Origin of the sequence: Emticicia soli, assembly GCF_037860775.1 — a bacterium.
GTDB lineage: Bacteria > Bacteroidota > Bacteroidia > Cytophagales > Spirosomataceae > Emticicia > Emticicia soli.
On sequence record NZ_JBBEWC010000016.1, the window covers coordinates 42,916 to 61,949 of the forward strand.

Annotated in this window: 14 protein-coding genes; 7 read left to right on the forward strand and 7 right to left on the reverse strand. The window is 36.6% G+C overall.

Translation table 11 applies throughout. The features are described 5' to 3' along the window. Window positions 1-32: 32 nt before the first annotated feature. On the reverse strand, window positions 33-1,175 hold the full coding sequence (locus tag WAE64_RS21790) for a 5-(carboxyamino)imidazole ribonucleotide synthase (RefSeq protein ID WP_340239903.1): 1,143 nt from the start codon (window positions 1,173-1,175) through the stop codon (window positions 33-35). Window positions 1,176-1,292: 117 nt separating this feature from the next. Here WAE64_RS21790 and WAE64_RS21795 point away from each other — a divergent pair, with 117 nt between their 5' ends. Continuing rightward, complete coding sequence (locus WAE64_RS21795) at window positions 1,293-3,272, forward strand: histidine kinase (RefSeq protein WP_340239904.1); 1,980 nt, start codon at window positions 1,293-1,295, stop codon at window positions 3,270-3,272. On the opposite strand, the gene WAE64_RS21800 is transcribed toward WAE64_RS21795, so the two are convergent. After that, window positions 3,273-3,908: a response regulator gene (locus tag WAE64_RS21800; protein ID WP_340239905.1), complete on the reverse strand. Its 636-nt coding sequence runs from the start codon at window positions 3,906-3,908 to the stop codon at window positions 3,273-3,275. It lies immediately after the preceding gene. A gap of 99 nt (window positions 3,909-4,007) precedes the next feature. On the opposite strand from WAE64_RS21800, the gene WAE64_RS21805 reads away from it, so the two are divergent. Beyond that, the gene (locus tag WAE64_RS21805; protein WP_340239906.1) at window positions 4,008-5,201 is read left to right on the forward strand and encodes a WG repeat-containing protein; all 1,194 of its coding nucleotides are present in this window, start codon (window positions 4,008-4,010) and stop codon (window positions 5,199-5,201) included. Window positions 5,202-5,204: 3 nt separating this feature from the next. Here WAE64_RS21805 and WAE64_RS21810 read toward each other — a convergent pair whose 3' ends face one another. The 4 genes from WAE64_RS21810 to WAE64_RS21825 all read right to left on the reverse strand — a co-directional run bounded on the left by WAE64_RS21810 (window position 5,205) and on the right by WAE64_RS21825 (window position 8,717). Next, window positions 5,205-5,669, reverse strand: coding sequence for an META domain-containing protein (locus WAE64_RS21810; RefSeq protein ID WP_340239907.1), 465 nt, complete (start codon window positions 5,667-5,669; stop codon window positions 5,205-5,207). A 64-nt stretch (window positions 5,670-5,733) separates the two neighbouring features. Further along, complete coding sequence (locus WAE64_RS21815; protein ID WP_340239908.1) at window positions 5,734-6,522, reverse strand: protein kinase family protein; 789 nt, start codon at window positions 6,520-6,522, stop codon at window positions 5,734-5,736. 10 nt (window positions 6,523-6,532) lie between these two features. Further along, window positions 6,533-7,777, reverse strand: a complete 1,245-nt coding sequence (locus tag WAE64_RS21820; RefSeq protein WP_340239909.1) for an exo-beta-N-acetylmuramidase NamZ family protein — start codon at window positions 7,775-7,777, stop codon at window positions 6,533-6,535. A 190-nt stretch (window positions 7,778-7,967) separates the two neighbouring features. Then, window positions 7,968-8,717 carry a hypothetical protein gene (locus WAE64_RS21825; RefSeq protein ID WP_340239910.1) on the reverse strand — a complete coding sequence of 250 codons (750 nt, stop codon included), beginning with the start codon at window positions 8,715-8,717 and terminating at the stop codon, window positions 7,968-7,970. Between the two features lie 125 nt (window positions 8,718-8,842). Between WAE64_RS21825 and WAE64_RS21830 the strand changes: the two genes are divergently transcribed. The 5 genes from WAE64_RS21830 (at window position 8,843) to WAE64_RS21850 (ending at window position 16,719) form a co-directional block, all read left to right on the forward strand. Beyond that, window positions 8,843-10,153, forward strand: a complete 1,311-nt coding sequence (locus tag WAE64_RS21830; protein WP_340239950.1) for a cryptochrome/photolyase family protein — start codon at window positions 8,843-8,845, stop codon at window positions 10,151-10,153. 840 nt (window positions 10,154-10,993) lie between these two features. Continuing rightward, complete coding sequence (locus WAE64_RS21835) at window positions 10,994-13,933, forward strand: PD-(D/E)XK nuclease family protein (RefSeq protein ID WP_340239911.1); 2,940 nt, start codon at window positions 10,994-10,996, stop codon at window positions 13,931-13,933. A 22-nt stretch (window positions 13,934-13,955) separates the two neighbouring features. Beyond that, window positions 13,956-15,062 carry a DegT/DnrJ/EryC1/StrS family aminotransferase gene (locus WAE64_RS21840; protein WP_340239912.1) on the forward strand — a complete coding sequence of 369 codons (1,107 nt, stop codon included), beginning with the start codon at window positions 13,956-13,958 and terminating at the stop codon, window positions 15,060-15,062. A gap of 3 nt (window positions 15,063-15,065) precedes the next feature. Beyond that, window positions 15,066-15,965, forward strand: coding sequence for a glycosyltransferase family 2 protein (locus tag WAE64_RS21845; protein WP_340239913.1), 900 nt, complete (start codon window positions 15,066-15,068; stop codon window positions 15,963-15,965). Beyond that, window positions 15,955-16,719, forward strand: coding sequence for a class I SAM-dependent methyltransferase (locus WAE64_RS21850; RefSeq protein ID WP_340239914.1), 765 nt, complete (start codon window positions 15,955-15,957; stop codon window positions 16,717-16,719). The genes WAE64_RS21845 and WAE64_RS21850 overlap by 11 nt, the downstream gene beginning before the upstream one ends. Window positions 16,720-16,766: 47 nt before the next feature. On the opposite strand, the gene purL is transcribed toward WAE64_RS21850, so the two are convergent. Then, window positions 16,767-19,013, reverse strand: coding sequence for a phosphoribosylformylglycinamidine synthase subunit PurL (purL, locus tag WAE64_RS21855; protein ID WP_340239915.1), 2,247 nt, complete (start codon window positions 19,011-19,013; stop codon window positions 16,767-16,769). Window positions 19,014-19,034: the final 21 nt, after the last annotated feature.

Below are 19,034 nucleotides of genomic sequence, written 5' to 3' on the forward strand. Positions count from 1 at the left end.
TGTTTTAACTAATATTAAAGAAATCTATATTATTAGTTTTTGGCTATTACTTTTAATTTTTCTTTTACAAAAATGACTTTTTCTTTTAATTTTTCAAAATCCTGGTCGATAATCGTGATATGTCCCATTTTTCTGAATGGTTTTGTAAACCTTTTACCATATAAAAAAGGATGAACCCCTTCAACGGCAAGCACCTCATCCATGCCCTCATATATCGCTTCACCTGTGTAGCCATCTTCACCTAGTAAGTTTACCATTGCAGCTTTTGAATATGCTTTTGTACTACCCAATGGCAAATTGAGTATAGCTCGCAGGTGTTGCTCAAACTGAGATACATCATTAGCTCTAATACTCTGGTGCCCACTATTATGCGGACGTGGCGCTACTTCGTTAATAAGTATTTGTCCATCTTTAGTCAAAAACATTTCTACTGCCAACAAGCCAATAATGCCCATTGCTTCAGCAGTTTGTACGGCTATTGCTTCGGCTTTTTGTTCAATTTCTGCTGAAATATTGGCCGGGCTAAAAAGGTATTCTACCAAGTTAGCCTCTGGGTGAAACACCATTTCAACTACCGGAAATGTCTTGGTTTCGCCTTCCAGATTTCGGGCTACAATAACTGCCAGCTCTTTCTCGAAGTCAATCATTTTTTCGAGTACTCCAGGTTGATCAAATGCCTTCGGGAAGTCTTCAGCCGTTCTTACAACCTGTACCCCTTTGCCATCATAGCCACCTTGTCCAAGTTTATGTACCGCCGGCAGGAAATCACTGAATGTACTGGTATGTGCCTGATTATCAGTAAGTACAAAATCGGCCGTTGGTAAATTTTGTGACTGATAAAATTGTTTCTGAACACGCTTGTCTTTAATGATGCGAAGCACAGAAGGTTGAGGGAAAACAACTTTACCCTGTTTTTCTAATGCTTCAAGGGCTTCAATGCTTACATTTTCTATCTCAATCGTAATTATATCACAGTCTTGGGCAAAGGCCATTACTGTATCATAGTCGTTTAAAGAGCCAGTTACAAACTCATGAGAAATGTATTTGCACGGAGCATCACTATCAGGGTCAAGCGTTTTGATAGTTAAATCGAAATCAATGGCGGCTTGAATAAGCATTCTGCCTAATTGCCCGCCACCGAGTATGCCTAATTTTTTTCTGTTATCGAATCGCACTAATGAAGATTTTTTGCAAAGATAAGTGAAGAAATAATAGTATCTGCAAGAATCAACCGATTTACACATCTTTTTTAGTAGATGTTGCTATATTTGTTAAAAGAATGCTTGAGCCAAATGAAAAAAAAGATACCTAAAAAAGTAATTGCTTTTTTTCTGAGTTTTATATGCTCGGTATCTGTTTTTGCTCAAACCTTCCCAAATGTTTCTTCCGAAATAAAAAAAGCTTCGTTGCAGCATAAGAAAATTAATTCAGATAGCCTGCTCAATTTACTCAAAGTCTATTACAAATCTCCACAAATACCCGATTCGCTTAAGCGTAAGGCTATAAGAGAATTATGTTTGCTGTATGGATCGAACACAAATCCTGAAAAAAACGCTGATTCTACCTTAAAATATGCTTATTTATTGATTGCCCTCGGTAAAAAAAACAATGATAAATATGCTGTGTTTGACGGTTTGCTGTTTAAAATTGATGCTATGAGCGATGCACATAATTATCCGAAAAGCTTGGAGTATTGTGTAAATGGCTTGAAGTATGCCGACTCTGTCGGGGTCGAAGGCTTTGAGTTTTATCATGCGCAATTGCATTTATATTATGCGATTAATCTCAGAATTTTAGGTGATAATGATAAATCAATTGAACAGAATTTACTTGCAATTGATTTCTTGAAAAAATCTAAAAAATATCATATTGAAGATTTGATTGACTATCAGATAGATTTATCAAGAACTCTGAGTGTGAAAGGAAAAACTGATGAGGCGCAGCGGTATTTGTTCAACGCGCTAGCTGATGCACAAAAGCTTGGTTTGGCCGAACTTGAAATGTACTTGTATAATGAAATTGCGAGTACATATCTGGATGTAAATCAGCCCCAAAAAGCGATAAGTTATGTTCAAGCCTCGCTTAAGTTTTTCGAAAATACCAATGATTTTTTTGCTTTATGCGAAGCCAATTTCTTAGCTGCGAAAATATTTTATCAAACAAAAAAATACGATAACAGCATAGAATATGCAAAAAAGGCACTTGCTGTACCCCTAAACACGCTTCCACTACGGATAATTAAGAATGCCTATGAATTATTATATTTATGCTATAAGGCTAAACATAAGCCTGATGAAGCACTTATGTTTTATGAGAAATACATAGAAGCCAAAGAAAAAAGTTTTAATCAGCAGAATGCTTTGGAGATGTCGTTTCTGAGAAAGAGAATTGAAGATGCAGAGTTAAATGCGCAGATTCAGAAAGAAGAGAACGAAATAAGAGAACATAAAAAATTACGCAATTTTTTGTTTTTAGGTATTGCAATATTGCTGATAATGCTAGGGTTTTTGTGGTATTATTATAGATTACTAACTAAAAAAAGTACAATTGTTGAGGTACAAAAAAAGGAGATTGAAACGTTAAACTCGGGTTTAGAAGAGAAGGTAAAAGAGCGTACAATTGCCTTGCAGAGAGCATACGACGAAATAAAAGATGCTATGCAAAAAGGACAGACACTCGAACGGAAACGAATGGCTGCCGATTTACACGATAATCTCGGCAGTTTGCTTACAGCTATTAATATTTCGCTTGATACTATTAATCCTGAGAATTTGACAGAGCAAGAAAAAAAGATTTATGCCGGAATTATGGATATGTCAGAGAACGCTTATGCTGAAATAAGGTTGCTTTCTCATAATTTATTGCCGGAAGAACTCGAAAAAGATGGACTTAAAACAGCTTTAGAACGATTAATCAATAAATTGAACAATAATCAACGAATAAAATTCTTTATTAAAACTGGTCAGTTGAATCGTCAGAGCCGTAGTATAGAATTAAATATGTATGCCATTTGTCTTGAGTTAATTCAGAATATTATCAAACATTCACAAGCTACTGAGGCAAGTATTTCTATTTTTGAAAAAGCTGGAGTGCTATGGCTTGAAGTAAGCGACAACGGTAGAGGCTTGACGACAAATGTAGAAAAGGGTATGGGTTTAAAGAATATCCAAAGTCGACTAAATGATATTGGCGGAGAGTTTTTTGTTGATACTGCAAATAAGGGTACTCGGTTTGTAGTATCGGTTCCGACAGATTTAGTCTTCGAGAGTTAATCAATGAATGAGTTTATGCTGAAATGCATAGCGGATAATGCCAGCTAGATTTTTAATGTTTAGTTTTCGGAAAAGATTCTTCCTATGTGTTTCAACAGTATTAAGGCTTATAAATAATTTATCTGCAATTTGTTGGCTTGAGTTTTCTTGTGCTATCAGAACCAAAATTTCAAGTTCTCTTTCGGTAAGTGATTGAGGATGAAAATCGTTAACCACACCTTTCTCTTCTTTCATTAATGACGATATAATTTCTTCATTAAAATATTTTTTGCCTGATGCTACTGCCAGGATAGCTTTTTCTAACTCAGCTTTTTTAGATTTCTTTAGTATATACCCTGATGCTCCTGCCTGAATTGCTTTTGTGATGGGTTCTACATCATCTAGCATGGTAAGCATCAGAATCTTTATGTTCGGATACAACTGCCGTACTTGTAAAACTGTACTTATGCCATCCATTACGGGCATTTGCATATCACAAACCAATACGTCTACCTCATGGACTTCTAGTTTTCGTATTACGTCTTCGCCGTTAATAGCAGTTGCTACTACTTCAATAGTATCGCTTGTATTGATTGATGTAGCCAGACTTTCGAGTAGAATTTCGTGGTCGTCAGCAAGGAGCACTCTGATAGCCATAGGATATTTTATAGTAAATCAAATATAAGTAGAATGTATTGTTATAATCGATTTCTTTGGCATAATGTTTGGTAAATATTTTATATAAAACCCAAAAACATGAAGACTTCTACTCTAAACGTTATTTTATTCAGCATTATAATTTTGTTTTCTGCTCAGCTTAAGGCACAAGAGCAAAATTCTACAAATGGCATTTTTTCAAACGAAACTATCGGCCTTTACTTTGTCGACGATATGGCAAAAGTAAATATTGGAGGAAAATATGGATTTATAGACCGTCAGGGATTTGTACAGATTCCGTGTGAATATGACATGGTTCAGAATTTTAATAATGGATTAGCCATTGTCAGACAAAAAGATAAATATAGTTTCATTCGTAAAAATGGTACTTTGCTTTCATCGTTGGTATTTGATAGTTGCGAACCTTTTTCAGGAGGATTAGCCCTTGTGAGCATTCATGGTAAGTATGGATTTATTGATAAAGATGGAAAAGTAGTTGTGAATCCTCAATATGATTTCGGAATGGGTTTTAGCGATGGTAAAGCTTTGGTTAGCAAAAACGGAAAAAATGGTTACATTGATACCACCGGAAATTTGGTGATTGATTATAAATACGAGTTTTCGTTGCCTTTTTCTGAAAACTATGCAGCTGTGATGAGCAACGGAAAATTTGGGTATATCGACCATGCCGGTAATGAAGTAATTCCGTGTAAGTATGATATTGCAAGTTCGTACCATGAAGGACTAGCCACTGTGAAAGTAGGAGACCTAACTGGTGTAATAGACCAGAAAGCAAATATGATTATTGAACCGATTTACGAAAATATCGGAAGTTTTGAGAACGGAGTAGCCGTAATGGTGAAAGCTGATAAATATGGTATTTTAGACCGAAACGGTAAAGAAATAGTTGAGCCTAAATATGATTTGCTAGATGATTTCAGAGATAATATTGCAACCTTCAAGATTAATGGCAAGTATGGTTTTATTAATAATGAAGGGAAAGAAATTTTACCTGCAATGTTCGACAAAGCCAGTTCGTTCGACAATGGCATGGCCGCTGTAAGACATAAAGGCAACCTGTATTATATTGATGCACAAGGTACTATTATTTATGCCAATAAATATGATGCATCTTCAGAATTAACTGATAGCCGTAATCCGGCAGTTGCTGGTTATATTGATGGCAAAGAAAAAATAAACATTAAGCTCGAGAACGCCAATAAAATACAGGTATTGTTTACCAAAGACTTTAAGTTTGATAAAAGAAATGTATTAACCAATATTGCAGATTAATATTTACTCCTTCATAACTTTTTTCATTCGTAGGGTTTCAACACCTCCGATATTTAAGCTCAGCGATTTGTCGGCATTAATAGTGTAGGTATCAACTTTTTTTAGTGATTCAATAAAAGTTGATTCACCTTCGCCCGGACACATCATTTTGGTCATGGCCATCGATTTGTTAAAACTTATCTTGTTGCCAAAAACAACTAAAAGACCGCTGAAATTATTGCAGCTTGTATTCCCTACGAATTTGTTATCGTTTACATCAAAAGTAATAACAGGTTTTTTCTCGGGATACAAACCTACTACCGAAACCCTGGCTCCGGGAATTTCAGCGAGTTCCCAACTTCCGTTAAGTTTTAAAGGAGCATTAAGTGCTTCTGTTGTTTGCTGGTTCGAATTGCTCGCACCTTGTGTTCCTACACAGCCCGTCATGCTGTATGATAGTATGCCTAAGGCAAAGAGTAAATTTTTCATAGCTCTAATTTTTAAATAATAGTGTTAATTGTTCTAATATTTTTACTTCATGAACTTTAGACACCTAATCCAATAACACGTTTAATAATGGCTGAAAGTTTTTTAATTCTTTCCGAAATGCTTCATGGTTTGTCGGATAGAAATTAATTACTACCGATAACCTGAAAACAATGGCTCTTAAAGCAAGTTGAATCACTAATTCTTTTCTATGCTTTGTAAGCCACAAACTTTCTGTTGGTTCATTGTGCCAGGCTATAGAATCAGTAATTAGTAAAATTTCTGCATAAGTACTTGGCCGAAATTCTGGGCTAAAATCTATAATGATAGGCTTTGTGCCATCAAATAAAATGTTGCCTGCTAAGTCTGAATGAATTAATTGATTTGCCACATCAATAGGTTCATACTTGCTTTTAATGTTTTCAATTAAATCAATTGAGCGAATATCTGTGTTTTGAGGCAAATTGTTTTCTTGCCATGCTACCCGATTGGCCCATTGCCAAGGCGAATGCCAACTATTCCATTGTTCGGGTTGCTCAATATTTTTAAACAATTGGTTAAGTAATTGGCAAGCGGCGATTTTTTCAGAAATATATCCCCTTGAAAACTCACCTACTATATAATGCGTAACGCCATAGCCGTTTTCAACAAAATTGCCATTTTTTGAGCGTATCGGCTTGGCTATTGCCAAACTATGCGTTGGCAAAGACTCAAGCACTGAACCTGCCCAACTATATTTTTGTACTTCTTCAATAGGTTTTACCACAAAGTCGCCTACACGAACCGATTGTCCTTGTCCACCTGATAAGCGTTCTGTTTTTCCAACGATACCAAATATATCCAGAATCTCTTTCAAAACGCTTTACTTAAGGATATAACAAATATTTTTTTCTCATGATTTTATAGTTCGATAAACCCGGCTCCCAACTTTTACGGATTTCCTCTTCCGACTTACCGTCTATTATCTGTTGTTTGAAATTCAGCGTTCCAGCCAGTTTATCAATGCTATTCATTTGCTTGCTTTGGCTCATGTCGAAAAATTTATCTTTATATGGATACGCTTTGTATAGCTCCATCATCCATTTCAGGTTCAGCTTTTTTGATTTTCTTAATAAACTTAAGTCATAATTTCTTAAGTCTATGCCATAGCACTCTTCGTTTTGGTGCAGAGGTGTTTCGCTCATACCTTTTATACTTACAGGCTTAAAATGAAAATCATATTTACCCTTTAATGCCGGAGCACCTAATACCGTAAACGGAATATACGTGCCTCTACCTTGGCTGATAATAGTGCCTTCAAATAAACAGATACTTGGGTAAAGTATAATAGATTGTTGTGAGTTTAAGTTAGGAGACGGAAAGACCGGAATCTCGTATTCCATATCGTGCTTATAGTTGGCTACTTTTATAATGTGCAATTTGCATTTCATTTTGTTAGGAATCCAACCTTCGCCATTTATCATTTGCGCAAACTCGGCCATAGTCATGCCATGAGCAATCGGAATAGGATGTATGCCAATACCCGAATGTAGATTGTCTTCAAGTATCGGGCCATCTACCAGATACCCATTCGGATTTGGTCTGTCTAGAATCACCAACTCTTTATTGTTTTCGGCGCAGGCTTCCATCACATGGTTGAGCGTATTAATGTAAGTGTAAAAACGAGCACCAACATCCTGAATATCAAAAACCATCAGGTCAATATCAGCCAGGTGGTCTTTCGATGGTTTTTTGTTTTTACCATAAAGCGATATAATCGGAATCCCCGTTTTAGGGTCAACGTTATCATCAACTTTTGCACCATTGCTGGCATTTCCTCTGAAACCATGCTCAGGCCCAAAAACTTTTACAACTTTTATACCCAATGCCAATAGACTGTCGACACTTGGTTTATTGCCAATGATAGAAGTCTGATTCACAACCATGCCAATGCGCTTGCCTTTTAGGTATGGCAAATATTCTGATAACTGGTCGGCTCCGGTGATTATCCCTTTAGGTTTTGGAGTAGACCTAACGTTAGGAGCTGAATCCGAAAAAGAATTATTGCAAAAAATAAAACCGATAACAGCTAGCTGCAAGGGTAATAGAAATATGAAAAAGGTTTTTTTCATGTGTATGCAAATCAATTGGTGAGGGATTTAAAAGAATGATTTATTTGCGAATAAACGAAAATGTAAGGAATTTTCTGCGAAAAACAACTAGAAATAAATTTAAAAGAATGCTCATCTAAATAATAGCAACAATAAAAGCAGATAGCTAACAAAACTATCTGCTTTCAGGTTATTCAGTACACGTCAAAAATTATTCTTTAATTTCAAATTCAGAATCTTTCAGACCCTTGTTTACTTTTACCGATTGTACTTCTGATGTTATTTCTCCCATTTGTCCGCCACTACGTTTGCTTACAGCCGGTATTAAAACTTCGGTTCCTTTAAATTTCTTGTAGTTTTCATATAAAACCGTGCTTTCAAATTTTCCTCTTGGGGTTTCGTTTGAGCTAAAAGTTTTTAGTTTCAAGCCTGAAGCTACATCAAAATAATCAGTCCATTTTCTGCCATCGGCTGTCGAAAACTCTACTTTGTAAGCATCTTTATCGCCTACTTTTTCGGTACCTTGCACAGTGCCTGTTATACCAAGGTCTTTGTACATGAGTTCAAAGAATGGGTTTGAACGCATAGCCTGAATCTTAGCTGCATTACCTTCGGGTTGCGGGCGATTGCCGCCTGGCGCACCGCCACCACCACCTCGGCCACCAAAACCACCACTGGTTTTCAGGGTTTTGCCATCATAAACGGTGGTCATACCCGGATTCCCATTAAAATACATACTCATGGCATATTTATCCGGAAACTTATATTTAACTTCAGTTTCAGACGTACCTCTTTGGTTTTCGCTTGTAGTGCTGATGGTAATATCCTTAATTTTGTCTATTGCTTCTCTGCCTCCAATCGCTGTTACGTATTTATCAATAATAGCATCAGCAGTTGGGGTACTCTGGGCAAAACTTCCCAGTGCAATAAATGAAAAAAGACTAACAAAAATTCTTTTCATTGTAGTAATAGTTTTAAGAGCGATTTGATTTTAGATTAGACAAACAATTAAGCTAAAAGTAAAGTTTTTATTTTAATATGTAGATTAAAAAAATATTAGTGAAGATAAAAACTCAATAAATGGAGATGAAGCAAAAAGTGAGTATATTTTGGTATAGAAGAGATTTAAGATTAGACGATAACGCCGGCCTTTATTATGCGCTCAGGAGTAAATACCCGACACTCCCGATTTTTATTTTTGATAGCGAAATACTTGATGATTTAGGTAATAAACACGATGCCCGTGTTGAATTTATCTACAAAACCTTGCTCGACTTGCAGCAGCAACTAACAAAGTTAGGCTCATCAATTATTGTAAGATACGGAAAACCTCTGGAGGTTTGGAAGAGCTTGGTAGAAGAATTTGAGATTGCCGAAGTGCATACTAACCACGACTACGAAAACTATGCCATTAAGCGTGACAAGCAAATAGGAGAGTTGCTCAACGCACACGGTATAGGGTTTTATACGCATAAAGACCAGACAATATTTGAGAAAAACGAGATTCTTACCGGAAACAAAACTCCTTACACAGTTTTTACACCTTATAGCCGGAAATGGAAAGAGCAGTTGAATGATTTTTATATGAAATCGTATCCGACAGAAAAATACTTTACCGATTTTCTGAAAATTGAAAGCCAGCCAATTCCATCGTTAAACGAAATAGGTTTTTTCGAAACAGAGCAGGATTTTCCGAAAAAGATAATTGACGAAAAACTGATTGAAAAATATGATACACTAAGAGACATTCCGTCGATACAAGGCACTAGCCGATTGAGTGTGCATTTACGTTTCGGTACTGTCAGTGTAAGAAAATTGGTACAGAGAGCAATTAAGTTAAATCAGACATGGTTGAATGAATTGATTTGGCGAGATTTTTATATGAATATCCTACATCATTTTCCACATATTAATGAGGGCGAAGCATTCAGAAGAGAATATGATGCGATTGAATGGCGCAATAATGAAGAAGAGTTTCAGGCATGGTGCGAGGGAAAAACCGGATACCCCATTGTTGATGCTGGTATGCGAGAGCTGAACCAAACTGGTTTTATGCACAATAGAGTAAGAATGATTACTGCAAGTTTTTTGGTGAAACACCTCTTAATTGACTGGCGATGGGGCGAAGCCTACTTTGCCGAAAAATTACTCGACTACGATTTTGCTGCTAACAATGGAGGTTGGCAATGGGCAGCAGGTAGTGGCTGCGATGCTGCACCGTATTTCAGGATTTTTAATCCAACTGCTCAAACAAAGAAATTTGACCCTGAGCTAAAATATGTAAAAAGATGGGTGCCCGAAGTTAGCAATTTTGATTATCCCGAACCAATAGTAGAACACACCTTTGCCAGAGAGCGAGTGCTAAAAGCTTACAAAACAGCATTAGATAAAAAATGAGTGCCTAAGAGCTTGTTTCTTGGTTTTGTGATAATTTAGTTAGTCTTAATTAATTATTTGAAATATTAGAAATATATAATTTATTAAAATTTGTGATTCGCACGAATCGCACACTTCTGATACCGTGCGAATCGTGCGATTGTGCGAATTGAAATAGGTATAGTATTAGTAATATTATAATATCTTACTTTATAACTAATAATCAATCGCACGAATCGCACACTTCTGATACCGTGCGAATCGTGCGATTGTGCGAATTGAAATAGGTATAGTATTAGTAATATTATAATATCTTACTTTATAACTAATAATCAATCGCACGAATCGCACACTTCTGATACCGTGCGAATCGTGCGATTGTGCGAATTGAAATAGGTATAGTATTAGTAATATTATAATATATTACTTTATAACGAATAATCAATCGCACGAATCGCACGGTATAAGAGGTGTGCGAATCGTGCGAGGTGTGCGAGTTATCTATTCATCTATTTTCAAATTATAATAAATAATATTTAAGGTAAATCATTTCGCACAAATCGCACACCTCGCACGAATCGCACGGTATCAGAAGTGTGCGAATCGTGCGAGGTGTGCGAATTTTGTTTATTTGTTTATATTTGAAAAATACAATTTTGTTTCCTGATATTAAAGTTAGAACTGAAGCTTATGGATTAGAAAAGTATAATTTTAGTTTTGAGTGCATTTAGCACATATCTTCCCTTAAAATAACTTTCATTTAATAAAGTTGATAAAAATCTGTAATTTGCATAAAGATTATCTATCTTATCAATAAACTGTTTCTACACTTTACAATAAATAGATGCTCCAAATCATTTATTGATAGTAATAATCATTTCAATGGTATTTCTGGAACAATCGGCTCGGTATATTTTTGACAAACATTCGTTGGCACAGCTAAAAAATGTTTGTGTTATTTTGCCTAACCGAAGAGCCGTTTATTACTTTAAGCGTTACCTGGCTCGTGTTTCAAAAGTGCCTTTTCTTGCGCCACAGGTTTTTGCTATTGATGATTTCGTAATCAAAATGTCGGGCTTCAATCAGATTGATGCAGTTGGATTGCTTTTTGAACTCTACGAAACATTTAGAAAATATGACCCAAAGGTTGACTTCGACCGTTTTATTTCTTGGGCTCCAACATTACTGAGAGATTTTGATACCATAGACCAATACCTGATCGGCGACCCAAAAGCATTGTTCGACTATATAAGCGAAGCAAAAACTATTGACCGCTGGAATGTAGAACTTGGGAAATTGGCTAAGCCGAATATTGAAAGCACCCCAAGTACCGATAGGTACTTTAAGCTTTTTGAAAATATTTACAATGTTTATAAAGACCTTCACGACGATTTACGTATAAAGGGTTATGCATACAGGGGTATGGCTTATAGGCTTCTGGCCGAAGAAGTTGATTCTCTCTTGCTCGATAAAAAGATATTTGAGAAATTCTATTTCGTAGGATTCAATGCCTTTAGTAAGTCGGAAGAAAAAGTAATTGAAAAACTGGTAAAGGCAAATCTTGCCGAAATGCTCTGGGATTCGGACGAGTACTTTATGGACCCGAAGTTTAACCATAAAGGTGGCAAATTGCTCAGGAGCTATAAAGCCAGCGGTAAGTTTGGTGCATGGAACTGGCAGGCCAATAATTTGCTGACCGACGACAAGAAAATTAGAATTATTGGTGTTGAAAACGCTACTTTACAAACCAAAGTGGCTGGGGCAATTTATGCTGAAGTGGTGGCTCAAAATCCGGATGTGCCAACCGCCATCGTTTTGTGCGATGAAAATTTGCTTTACCCGCTCATGTACTCACTTGATAGTGTGGTGTCCGACTTCAACATCACAATGGGTTTGTCGTTACGGGGCTCAATGTTGTTTACACTGATTGACGCTATTTTTGAGTTACAGCAAAATGTGGCAGAGTTTAAAAGCAAAACCGGAGAAACAATAAGAGTACAGAAGTTTAGTCATCGTCATATTTTTAAAGTACTCAATCACCCATTCTGCCGTAAGTACGAGCAGATGAATTATATTAACCAAGAGGAGTCGGGCAAAATAAATATTTTTCGTGAAACCCTACGGAAAATTGTTCAGGGAAATATCGTTTACCTGAGTGAAGAAGAAATGTTAGCATTTGGAAACGATGATAAACTTTTCAGAATACTCTTTAGCCGTTGGGGTGATAATTCTCTGAAGGTATTACAAGCTTTCTATGATTTGATAGATGAGCTGCGCAGTATATATAGAGAATCAAAAGATGCTATTGAAACAGAGTATCTGTATTTATTCCTTACGATTCTGAACCGTCTTGAAAAAATACTATTTAACAATAGACAACTAAACCTCAAAAGTTTCAAGCATTTCTTGTATGAGTTAATCAAACAAGAGAAAATTCCATTTAGTGGTGAGCCTATAGCCAACCTGCAAATAATGGGTATGCTCGAAACCCGTTGCCTCGATTTCGAAAGAGTTATTTTCCTTTCGGTCAACGAAGGCATCCTGCCATCAACCCGACATCTAAACTCGCTGATTCCGTTCGATGCCTCAATAGAGTTTAATTTACCTGTTCAGTCAGATCAGAACGCCGTTATGTCGTATCACTTTTTCAGACTTTTACAAAGAGCCAAAGAAATAGATGTGCTCTATGTGATCCCGACGGGTGAAGGCGTAGGAGGGGGCGCAACCGAAAAAAGCCGATTTATTTTGCAGATAGAAAATGAGCTTGCGAACGAAAATAAGAAAATAGAGATTTCGTATCCGAAGATTCAATACGCTAAAAGCGCTGATAGACAGTCGGTTGGTAAAATAGAAATTCAGAAAACACCTGATATACTAAACAATATAAGTATGTTGATTTCCGACGGAGGGATTTACCCGACCTATCTGAATGAGTACTTACATTGTACCATGAAATTTTATTTTAATAAAATTGCCAAAATATCGAAGCGTGAAGAAGTAGACGAAAATTTTGGTGCCGATATTTTTGGTACATGGCTGCACAATACGCTAGAGAAAATAGATTATGACCACGGCCCGAAAATTACAAAAGAATTAATAGATTCGATTATTACTGAAATTCCGAAAAGGCTGGAAACTGCTTATCTCGAACAATTTGGCGGATATGTGATTGACTCAGGAATGAACTACCTGTTGAAACAAGTAGCAGAACAATTGCTGGAAGATTTCTTTAAACAGCAACGTGAAAGCCAGGTTTTTCCGTATCAGGTTTTAGAAACCGAGAAGAAAATTGAAGTAGCATTTGATGTGAACATTCTCGGAAAAGTACAAAAAGTAAAAATTGCCGGAAGAGTAGACCGGATAGAAAAAGAAGGCAATACAATAAAAGTAATTGATTACAAAACTGGCAGAGTAGCGAAGAAAGAGCTTGAAAAATCGAGAGAGCAAATACTGGAAGAAGCTCTCGTTGACCCAGATAAAGAAAAACTTCGTCAACTTTGGCTTTATCAATACCTGATGCTCAAGAGCATTACGCAAGATAAGAGCTTTTTGTTAGGTGGCGAAAGTCCCGAAAACCATGAGGTAAAAGCTAAAATTTATTCTTTCAGAAATATGAAAGAAAATCTGGAGGTAAATTTGAGTTTTAATGATAACCCAAGTATCTTTGGTTTCATAGAAAAATCTGAACAGATACTAGCCGATTTAATAAAAGAAATGCTTAGTCCTGAAACACCATTCATACAAACCAACAATATGACGATTTGCGAAAGGTGTGATTTTAAGGGAATTTGCGGAAGATAGAATGACAAATTTTAAAAATACATTGAACACACGTACTAAGCCTATCCCATTTCTGGATTTAAAATTAATTAATCAAGATTATGAGAAGCTAATCAATGAAACTTTATCTAGGAAAGTTTCATCGGGTTGGTTTATATTAGGTGAAGAAGTAAAAACTTTTGAGAATTCATTTGCCGAATACTGCGAAACAAAACATTGCATAGGAGTAGCCAACGGGCTCGATGCACTGGTACTTTTATTAAAAGCTTCTGATTTTCCGAAAGGCTCCGAAGTTATCGTTCCATCAAATACATACATTGCGAGTATCCTTGCAATTTCTTTGGCGGGTCTTACTCCTGTTTTGGTTGAGCCAGACCTTAACACATACTTGCTCGACCCTGCAAAAATTGAAGAGAAAATTACTCCGAATACAAAAGCAATCTTGGTGGTACACCTCTACGGCAAATGTTGTGATATGGAGCCCATCAGCAGAATAGCTCAGAAAAATAATCTGAAAATTTTTGAAGATGCAGCTCAATCTCATGGAGCCGAGTATCAAACAAAAAAAGCAGGCAATCTCTCAGATGGCGCAGGATTTAGTTTTTATCCAACAAAAAACCTGGGAGCAATGGGTGATGCCGGAGCGATTACTACTAATGATGATAATTTGGCAGGTAAGATAAGGGCTTTGAGAAATTATGGCTCAGGTGAAAAATATATTTTTGAAGAGCAAGGCATCAACAGTCGTCTTGATGAAATGCAAGCGGCTATACTGAATGTAAAGTTACCGAATCTGGATAAAGAAAATAAAATCCGGCAAGCCATAGCCAAAAGGTATTTGACTGAAATACGTAACACGTCATTAGTTTTACCATTTGCAGAAACCGTTGAAGAAGATGCCTGGCATTTGTTCGTAGTGAGAACCAAAGACCGTAGTCGATTCAGAGAATATCTGATGCATAATAAAATTGGCTCCGATATTCATTATCCGGTTCCGCCACATAAGCAGGCTGCCTATAAAGAGTTGAACAATGACTCTTATCCGATTTCAGAAAAAATTCATCAAGAGATATTGAGCTTACCATTAAATACAACATTAAGCGAAGAAGAGGTAAGTTATATTATTGAAAAAATTAATTTGTATAAATAACGCATGCTTTTATCTGTAGTTATACCAGTTTATAAAGGAGAAAAATCTATTACCAAACTTGTAGAAAAACTACAGGACGAATTGCATAAATATGATTTTGAAATAATATTGGTAAACGACGGTAGCCCTGACAATTCGGAGCAGGTTTGTATGGGGCTTGCCAAACGTTACAAAAATCTACATTTTATTTCGCTTCGTAAAAATTTCGGAGAGTTCAATGCCGTGATATGTGGGCTCAGGTATGTAAGCGGGAAGTATGCAGTCATCATTGATGATGACTTTCAGAATCCTCCTTCCGAAATTCTCAAACTTCTTAATAAAGCTCAGGAGGAAAACCGTGATGTAGTATATAGCTACTACGCCGAAAAGAAACATCACTTTTTTAGAAATTTGGGTAGTTGGTTGGTAAACCGCCTCACAACATGGCTGATTAATAAACCATCCGATTTATATCTATCAAGTTTTAAACTGATAAGCAAAGAAGTTATTGCCGAGATTATTAAGTACACCGGGCCATACCCATATATCGATGCCCTGATTTTCAGAACTACTACCAATGTCGGCCGAATTCAGGTTTTGCATAATGACCGTATGGAAGGAGAATCGAACTATACCGTAAAAAAGTTGATCAGACTTTTTATGATTATCGTGTTCGGCTATTCGCTTCTGCCGATTCGTGTCGTCTTTGGAACAGGTATATTCTCGATTTTTTTATCCATAATTCTCATGTTCTTGTATTTGCTAAATATTACAGAAAACTGGCAGATACCTATGTTTCTTTTCTTCGGTGGAATCCAGCTTAGTTCGGCAGGTATTATCGGAGAGTATATTGGTAAATTATTTTTAACTCAAAACGGAACACCTCAGTTCGTAGAAAAATATAACTCGATCAATGTTAAGTAGTAGAGAAGAATACCAGATGATGTATGACTCTGAAGAAAAACTTTGGTGGTATAAGATTCTACACGAGAAAATTCTGAAAGAGATTCTTGCCAGATTTGGCCAGAATAAAAATATACGTATACTCGATGCAGGTTGTGGCACAGGTGGATTGATGAGTTTTCTGATTCAGAATGGCTACGCCAATATCGAAGGCTTTGATTATTCAGAAGATGCCGTGAGTTTTTGTAAAGAAAGAAAACTGAAAGTACAACAAATTGATGTTACGAATTTTGATTCAGAGTTTATAGATGCATCTTTCGATGTTATTATTAACGATGATGTGCTATATCAGTTTGAAGATGCAGTTATAGTAAGGGCAATAAGAAATCTGGAAAAGAAATTAAAGCCGGAAGGGATTTTGATTTCTAACAATAATGCTTTCGATGTTTTTTATGGTACGCATGATATTGCTGTGGGAGGTTTACAAAGGTTTACCAAGGCAGATTTTGATAAATACCTACAACAAACCGGATTGAAAATTCTGCGCCATTCTTACTGGAGTTTGTTTTTATCTCCGTTAATTTTATCGGTTCGCTTACTTCAACAATTTCAGTTAAAATTCAATTTAATTAATAAAACTGAAATCATATCAGACGTAAGTGTACCGGGGAATTTCGTTAACAATACGCTCTACAAGATTGTAAAGCTGGAAGAGAAGATTTTTAAAAACGGTGGTTTTGGGAGTTCACTGTTTTTAGTAATGATAAAAAAATAAGGGCGTCTGAAAAGAGGCCCTTATTTTATATAGTATAAACTTGAATCTTAATTCATGATATTTCCGATTACATTATCATAAAGATTTTTGGCAGTTTTGGTAGTAATTACTACTTCGCCATCTACAATAAAGCTACCGTCGGTTACCTCACCTAATAAAGTAAAGCTCACATTTTTGCTTCGTAATAAATCTTCTATCTGATTTTTTTGCGAATTATTCGCTGAGATCACTACTCGGCTTTGAGCCTCTCCAAACAAGAAGGCATCTGTTCTTAATTTCGCATCTGTCGAAATCTTGAACCCTAATTGATTGGGGAAAGAAGACTCTGCCAAAGTGATAAACAAGCCACCGTCTGAAATATCGTGTACTGATTCAACTAATTTGTTTTGAATCAATTCTTTGATAGATTCTTGTACATTGAACTCAGTATCTAAATCAAACGCAGGAGCAGGAGATGCTTTTACGTCTCTGTAAGAATACAAATATTCTGAAGAAGCAATATCATCTTTCGATTCACCAACAAGATAAATCAAATCTCCGACATTTTTAAAGTTCAATGTCATCTGATTGTCTGGGCTTTCAAGTAAACCTAACATACCAATAGTTGGAGTAGGGAACACTGGACCATCATCAGAACTTTGGTTGTAGAAACTTACATTTCCGCCTGTTACCGGAGTGCTGAATTTGATACAAGCTTTGCTCATACCTTTAACTGCTCCAACAAACTGCCAGTAAACTTCTGGGTTATAAGGATTACCAAAGTTGAGGTTGTTTGTAATTGCAAGAGGCTCACCACCTGTACACACAATGTTACGAGCTGCTTCAGATACAGCAATCTGGCAACCAACTTCTGGGTCAGCGTTTACATATCTTCCGTTACAGTCAACTGTAATTACAATTGCTTTATTCAAATCTCCTTTATCAGGGTTTCTCAATCTTACTACAGCAGCGTCAGAAGGGTTGTTGGTGCTACGGTTGGCAGTACCTACTGTAGAGTCATATTGTTCGGTAATCCATTTACGAGAACAAATGTTAGGATGAGACAATAAATGCTCAGCTACTTTTTGCAACTCTGCAAAACCTGCAATATCTTCTACTGTATTGATGTCGAATTTTTTGAATTCCTGAAAATAAGCTGGTTCACGGTATTCACGATGATACTGTGGTGCACCACCACCTAACACTAAATCTTCTGCCGGTACATCAGCAATTAATTTGCCATGTTGGTAGAAATGTAGTCTTTGGGTATCAGTTACTTCACCAATCTGTGCACAATGCAAGTCCCATTTATCAAATATAGCATTGATTAAATCTTCTTTACCTTTTTGTACAACTACCAACATTCTTTCCTGAGATTCTGAGAGCAGAATTTCCCAACCATGCATATTTGCCTGGCGAGTTGGTACTTTATCTAAGTCTATAATCATACCGTGTTCGCCTTTGGCACTCATTTCAGAAGTAGAGCAGATAATACCTGCCGCTCCCATATCCTGAATACCAATTACGTATCCGGTGCTGATAACTTCAAGAGTAGCTTCCAAAAGTAGTTTTTCCATAAAAGGATCACCTACCTGAACAGCCGGAAGTTTTTCAGTCGATTTATCAGTAATATCTTCAGAAGCAAAAGTAGCTCCATGAATCCCATCTTTTCCGGTAGCAGAACCTACAATAAATACCGGGTTACCTACACCATAAGATGTGGCCGATGCTTGTTTACCTACTTCTACAATACCAGCCGAAAAGGCATTAACCAATGGGTTAGTATTATAGCAGTCGTCGAAATAAATTTCTCCACCCACTGTCGGAATCCCGAATGCATTGCCATAATCCCCAATTCCTTTCACTACACCTTTCAACAGGCGTTGTGTTTTAGGAGAAGTGATATTGCCGAAACGGAGAGAGTTAAGCTGAGCTATAGGGCGAGCACCCATTGTGAAAATATCACGGTTGATTCCACCCACTCCTGTAGCTGCACCTTGATAAGGCTCAAGCGCCGATGGGTGGTTGTGTGATTCAATCTTGAAGCTACATGCCAGACCATCACCAATATCAACAAGCCCTGCATTCTCTTCACCTGCTTTTGCAAGCATGCGGTCAGAATCACGTGGTAATGTTTTAAGCCATACAATAGAGTTTTTGTATGAGCAGTGCTCCGACCACATTACTGAAAAAATAGATAGTTCAGTAAAGTTGGGAGTGCGTCCTAAGATTTGTTTGATTTTCTCAAATTCTTCGGGCAATAGGCCAAGTTTTTTGGCTGTTTCGAAAGTTGGAAGTTGTTCGATTGTTTCCACAAAAAGAAGTATTCGTAAAAT

What these genes read in the sequence shown, in the direction of transcription:
- WAE64_RS21820 (WP_340239909.1), bottom strand. Translation starts at nt 7,777, where the DNA reads ATGAAAAAAACCTTTTTCATATTTCTATTACCCTTGCAGCTAGCTGTT.
- WAE64_RS21800 (WP_340239905.1), bottom strand. Translation starts at nt 3,908, where the DNA reads ATGGCTATCAGAGTGCTCCTTGCTGACGACCACGAAATTCTACTCGAA.
- WAE64_RS21845 (WP_340239913.1), top strand. Translation starts at nt 15,066, where the DNA reads ATGCTTTTATCTGTAGTTATACCAGTTTATAAAGGAGAAAAATCTATT.
- WAE64_RS21830 (WP_340239950.1), top strand. Translation starts at nt 8,843, where the DNA reads ATGAAGCAAAAAGTGAGTATATTTTGGTATAGAAGAGATTTAAGATTA.
- WAE64_RS21850 (WP_340239914.1), top strand. Translation starts at nt 15,955, where the DNA reads ATGTTAAGTAGTAGAGAAGAATACCAGATGATGTATGACTCTGAAGAA.
- WAE64_RS21810 (WP_340239907.1), bottom strand. Translation starts at nt 5,669, where the DNA reads ATGAAAAATTTACTCTTTGCCTTAGGCATACTATCATACAGCATGACG.
- WAE64_RS21805 (WP_340239906.1), top strand. Translation starts at nt 4,008, where the DNA reads ATGAAGACTTCTACTCTAAACGTTATTTTATTCAGCATTATAATTTTG.
- WAE64_RS21825 (WP_340239910.1), bottom strand. Translation starts at nt 8,717, where the DNA reads ATGAAAAGAATTTTTGTTAGTCTTTTTTCATTTATTGCACTGGGAAGT.
- WAE64_RS21795 (WP_340239904.1), top strand. Translation starts at nt 1,293, where the DNA reads ATGAAAAAAAAGATACCTAAAAAAGTAATTGCTTTTTTTCTGAGTTTT.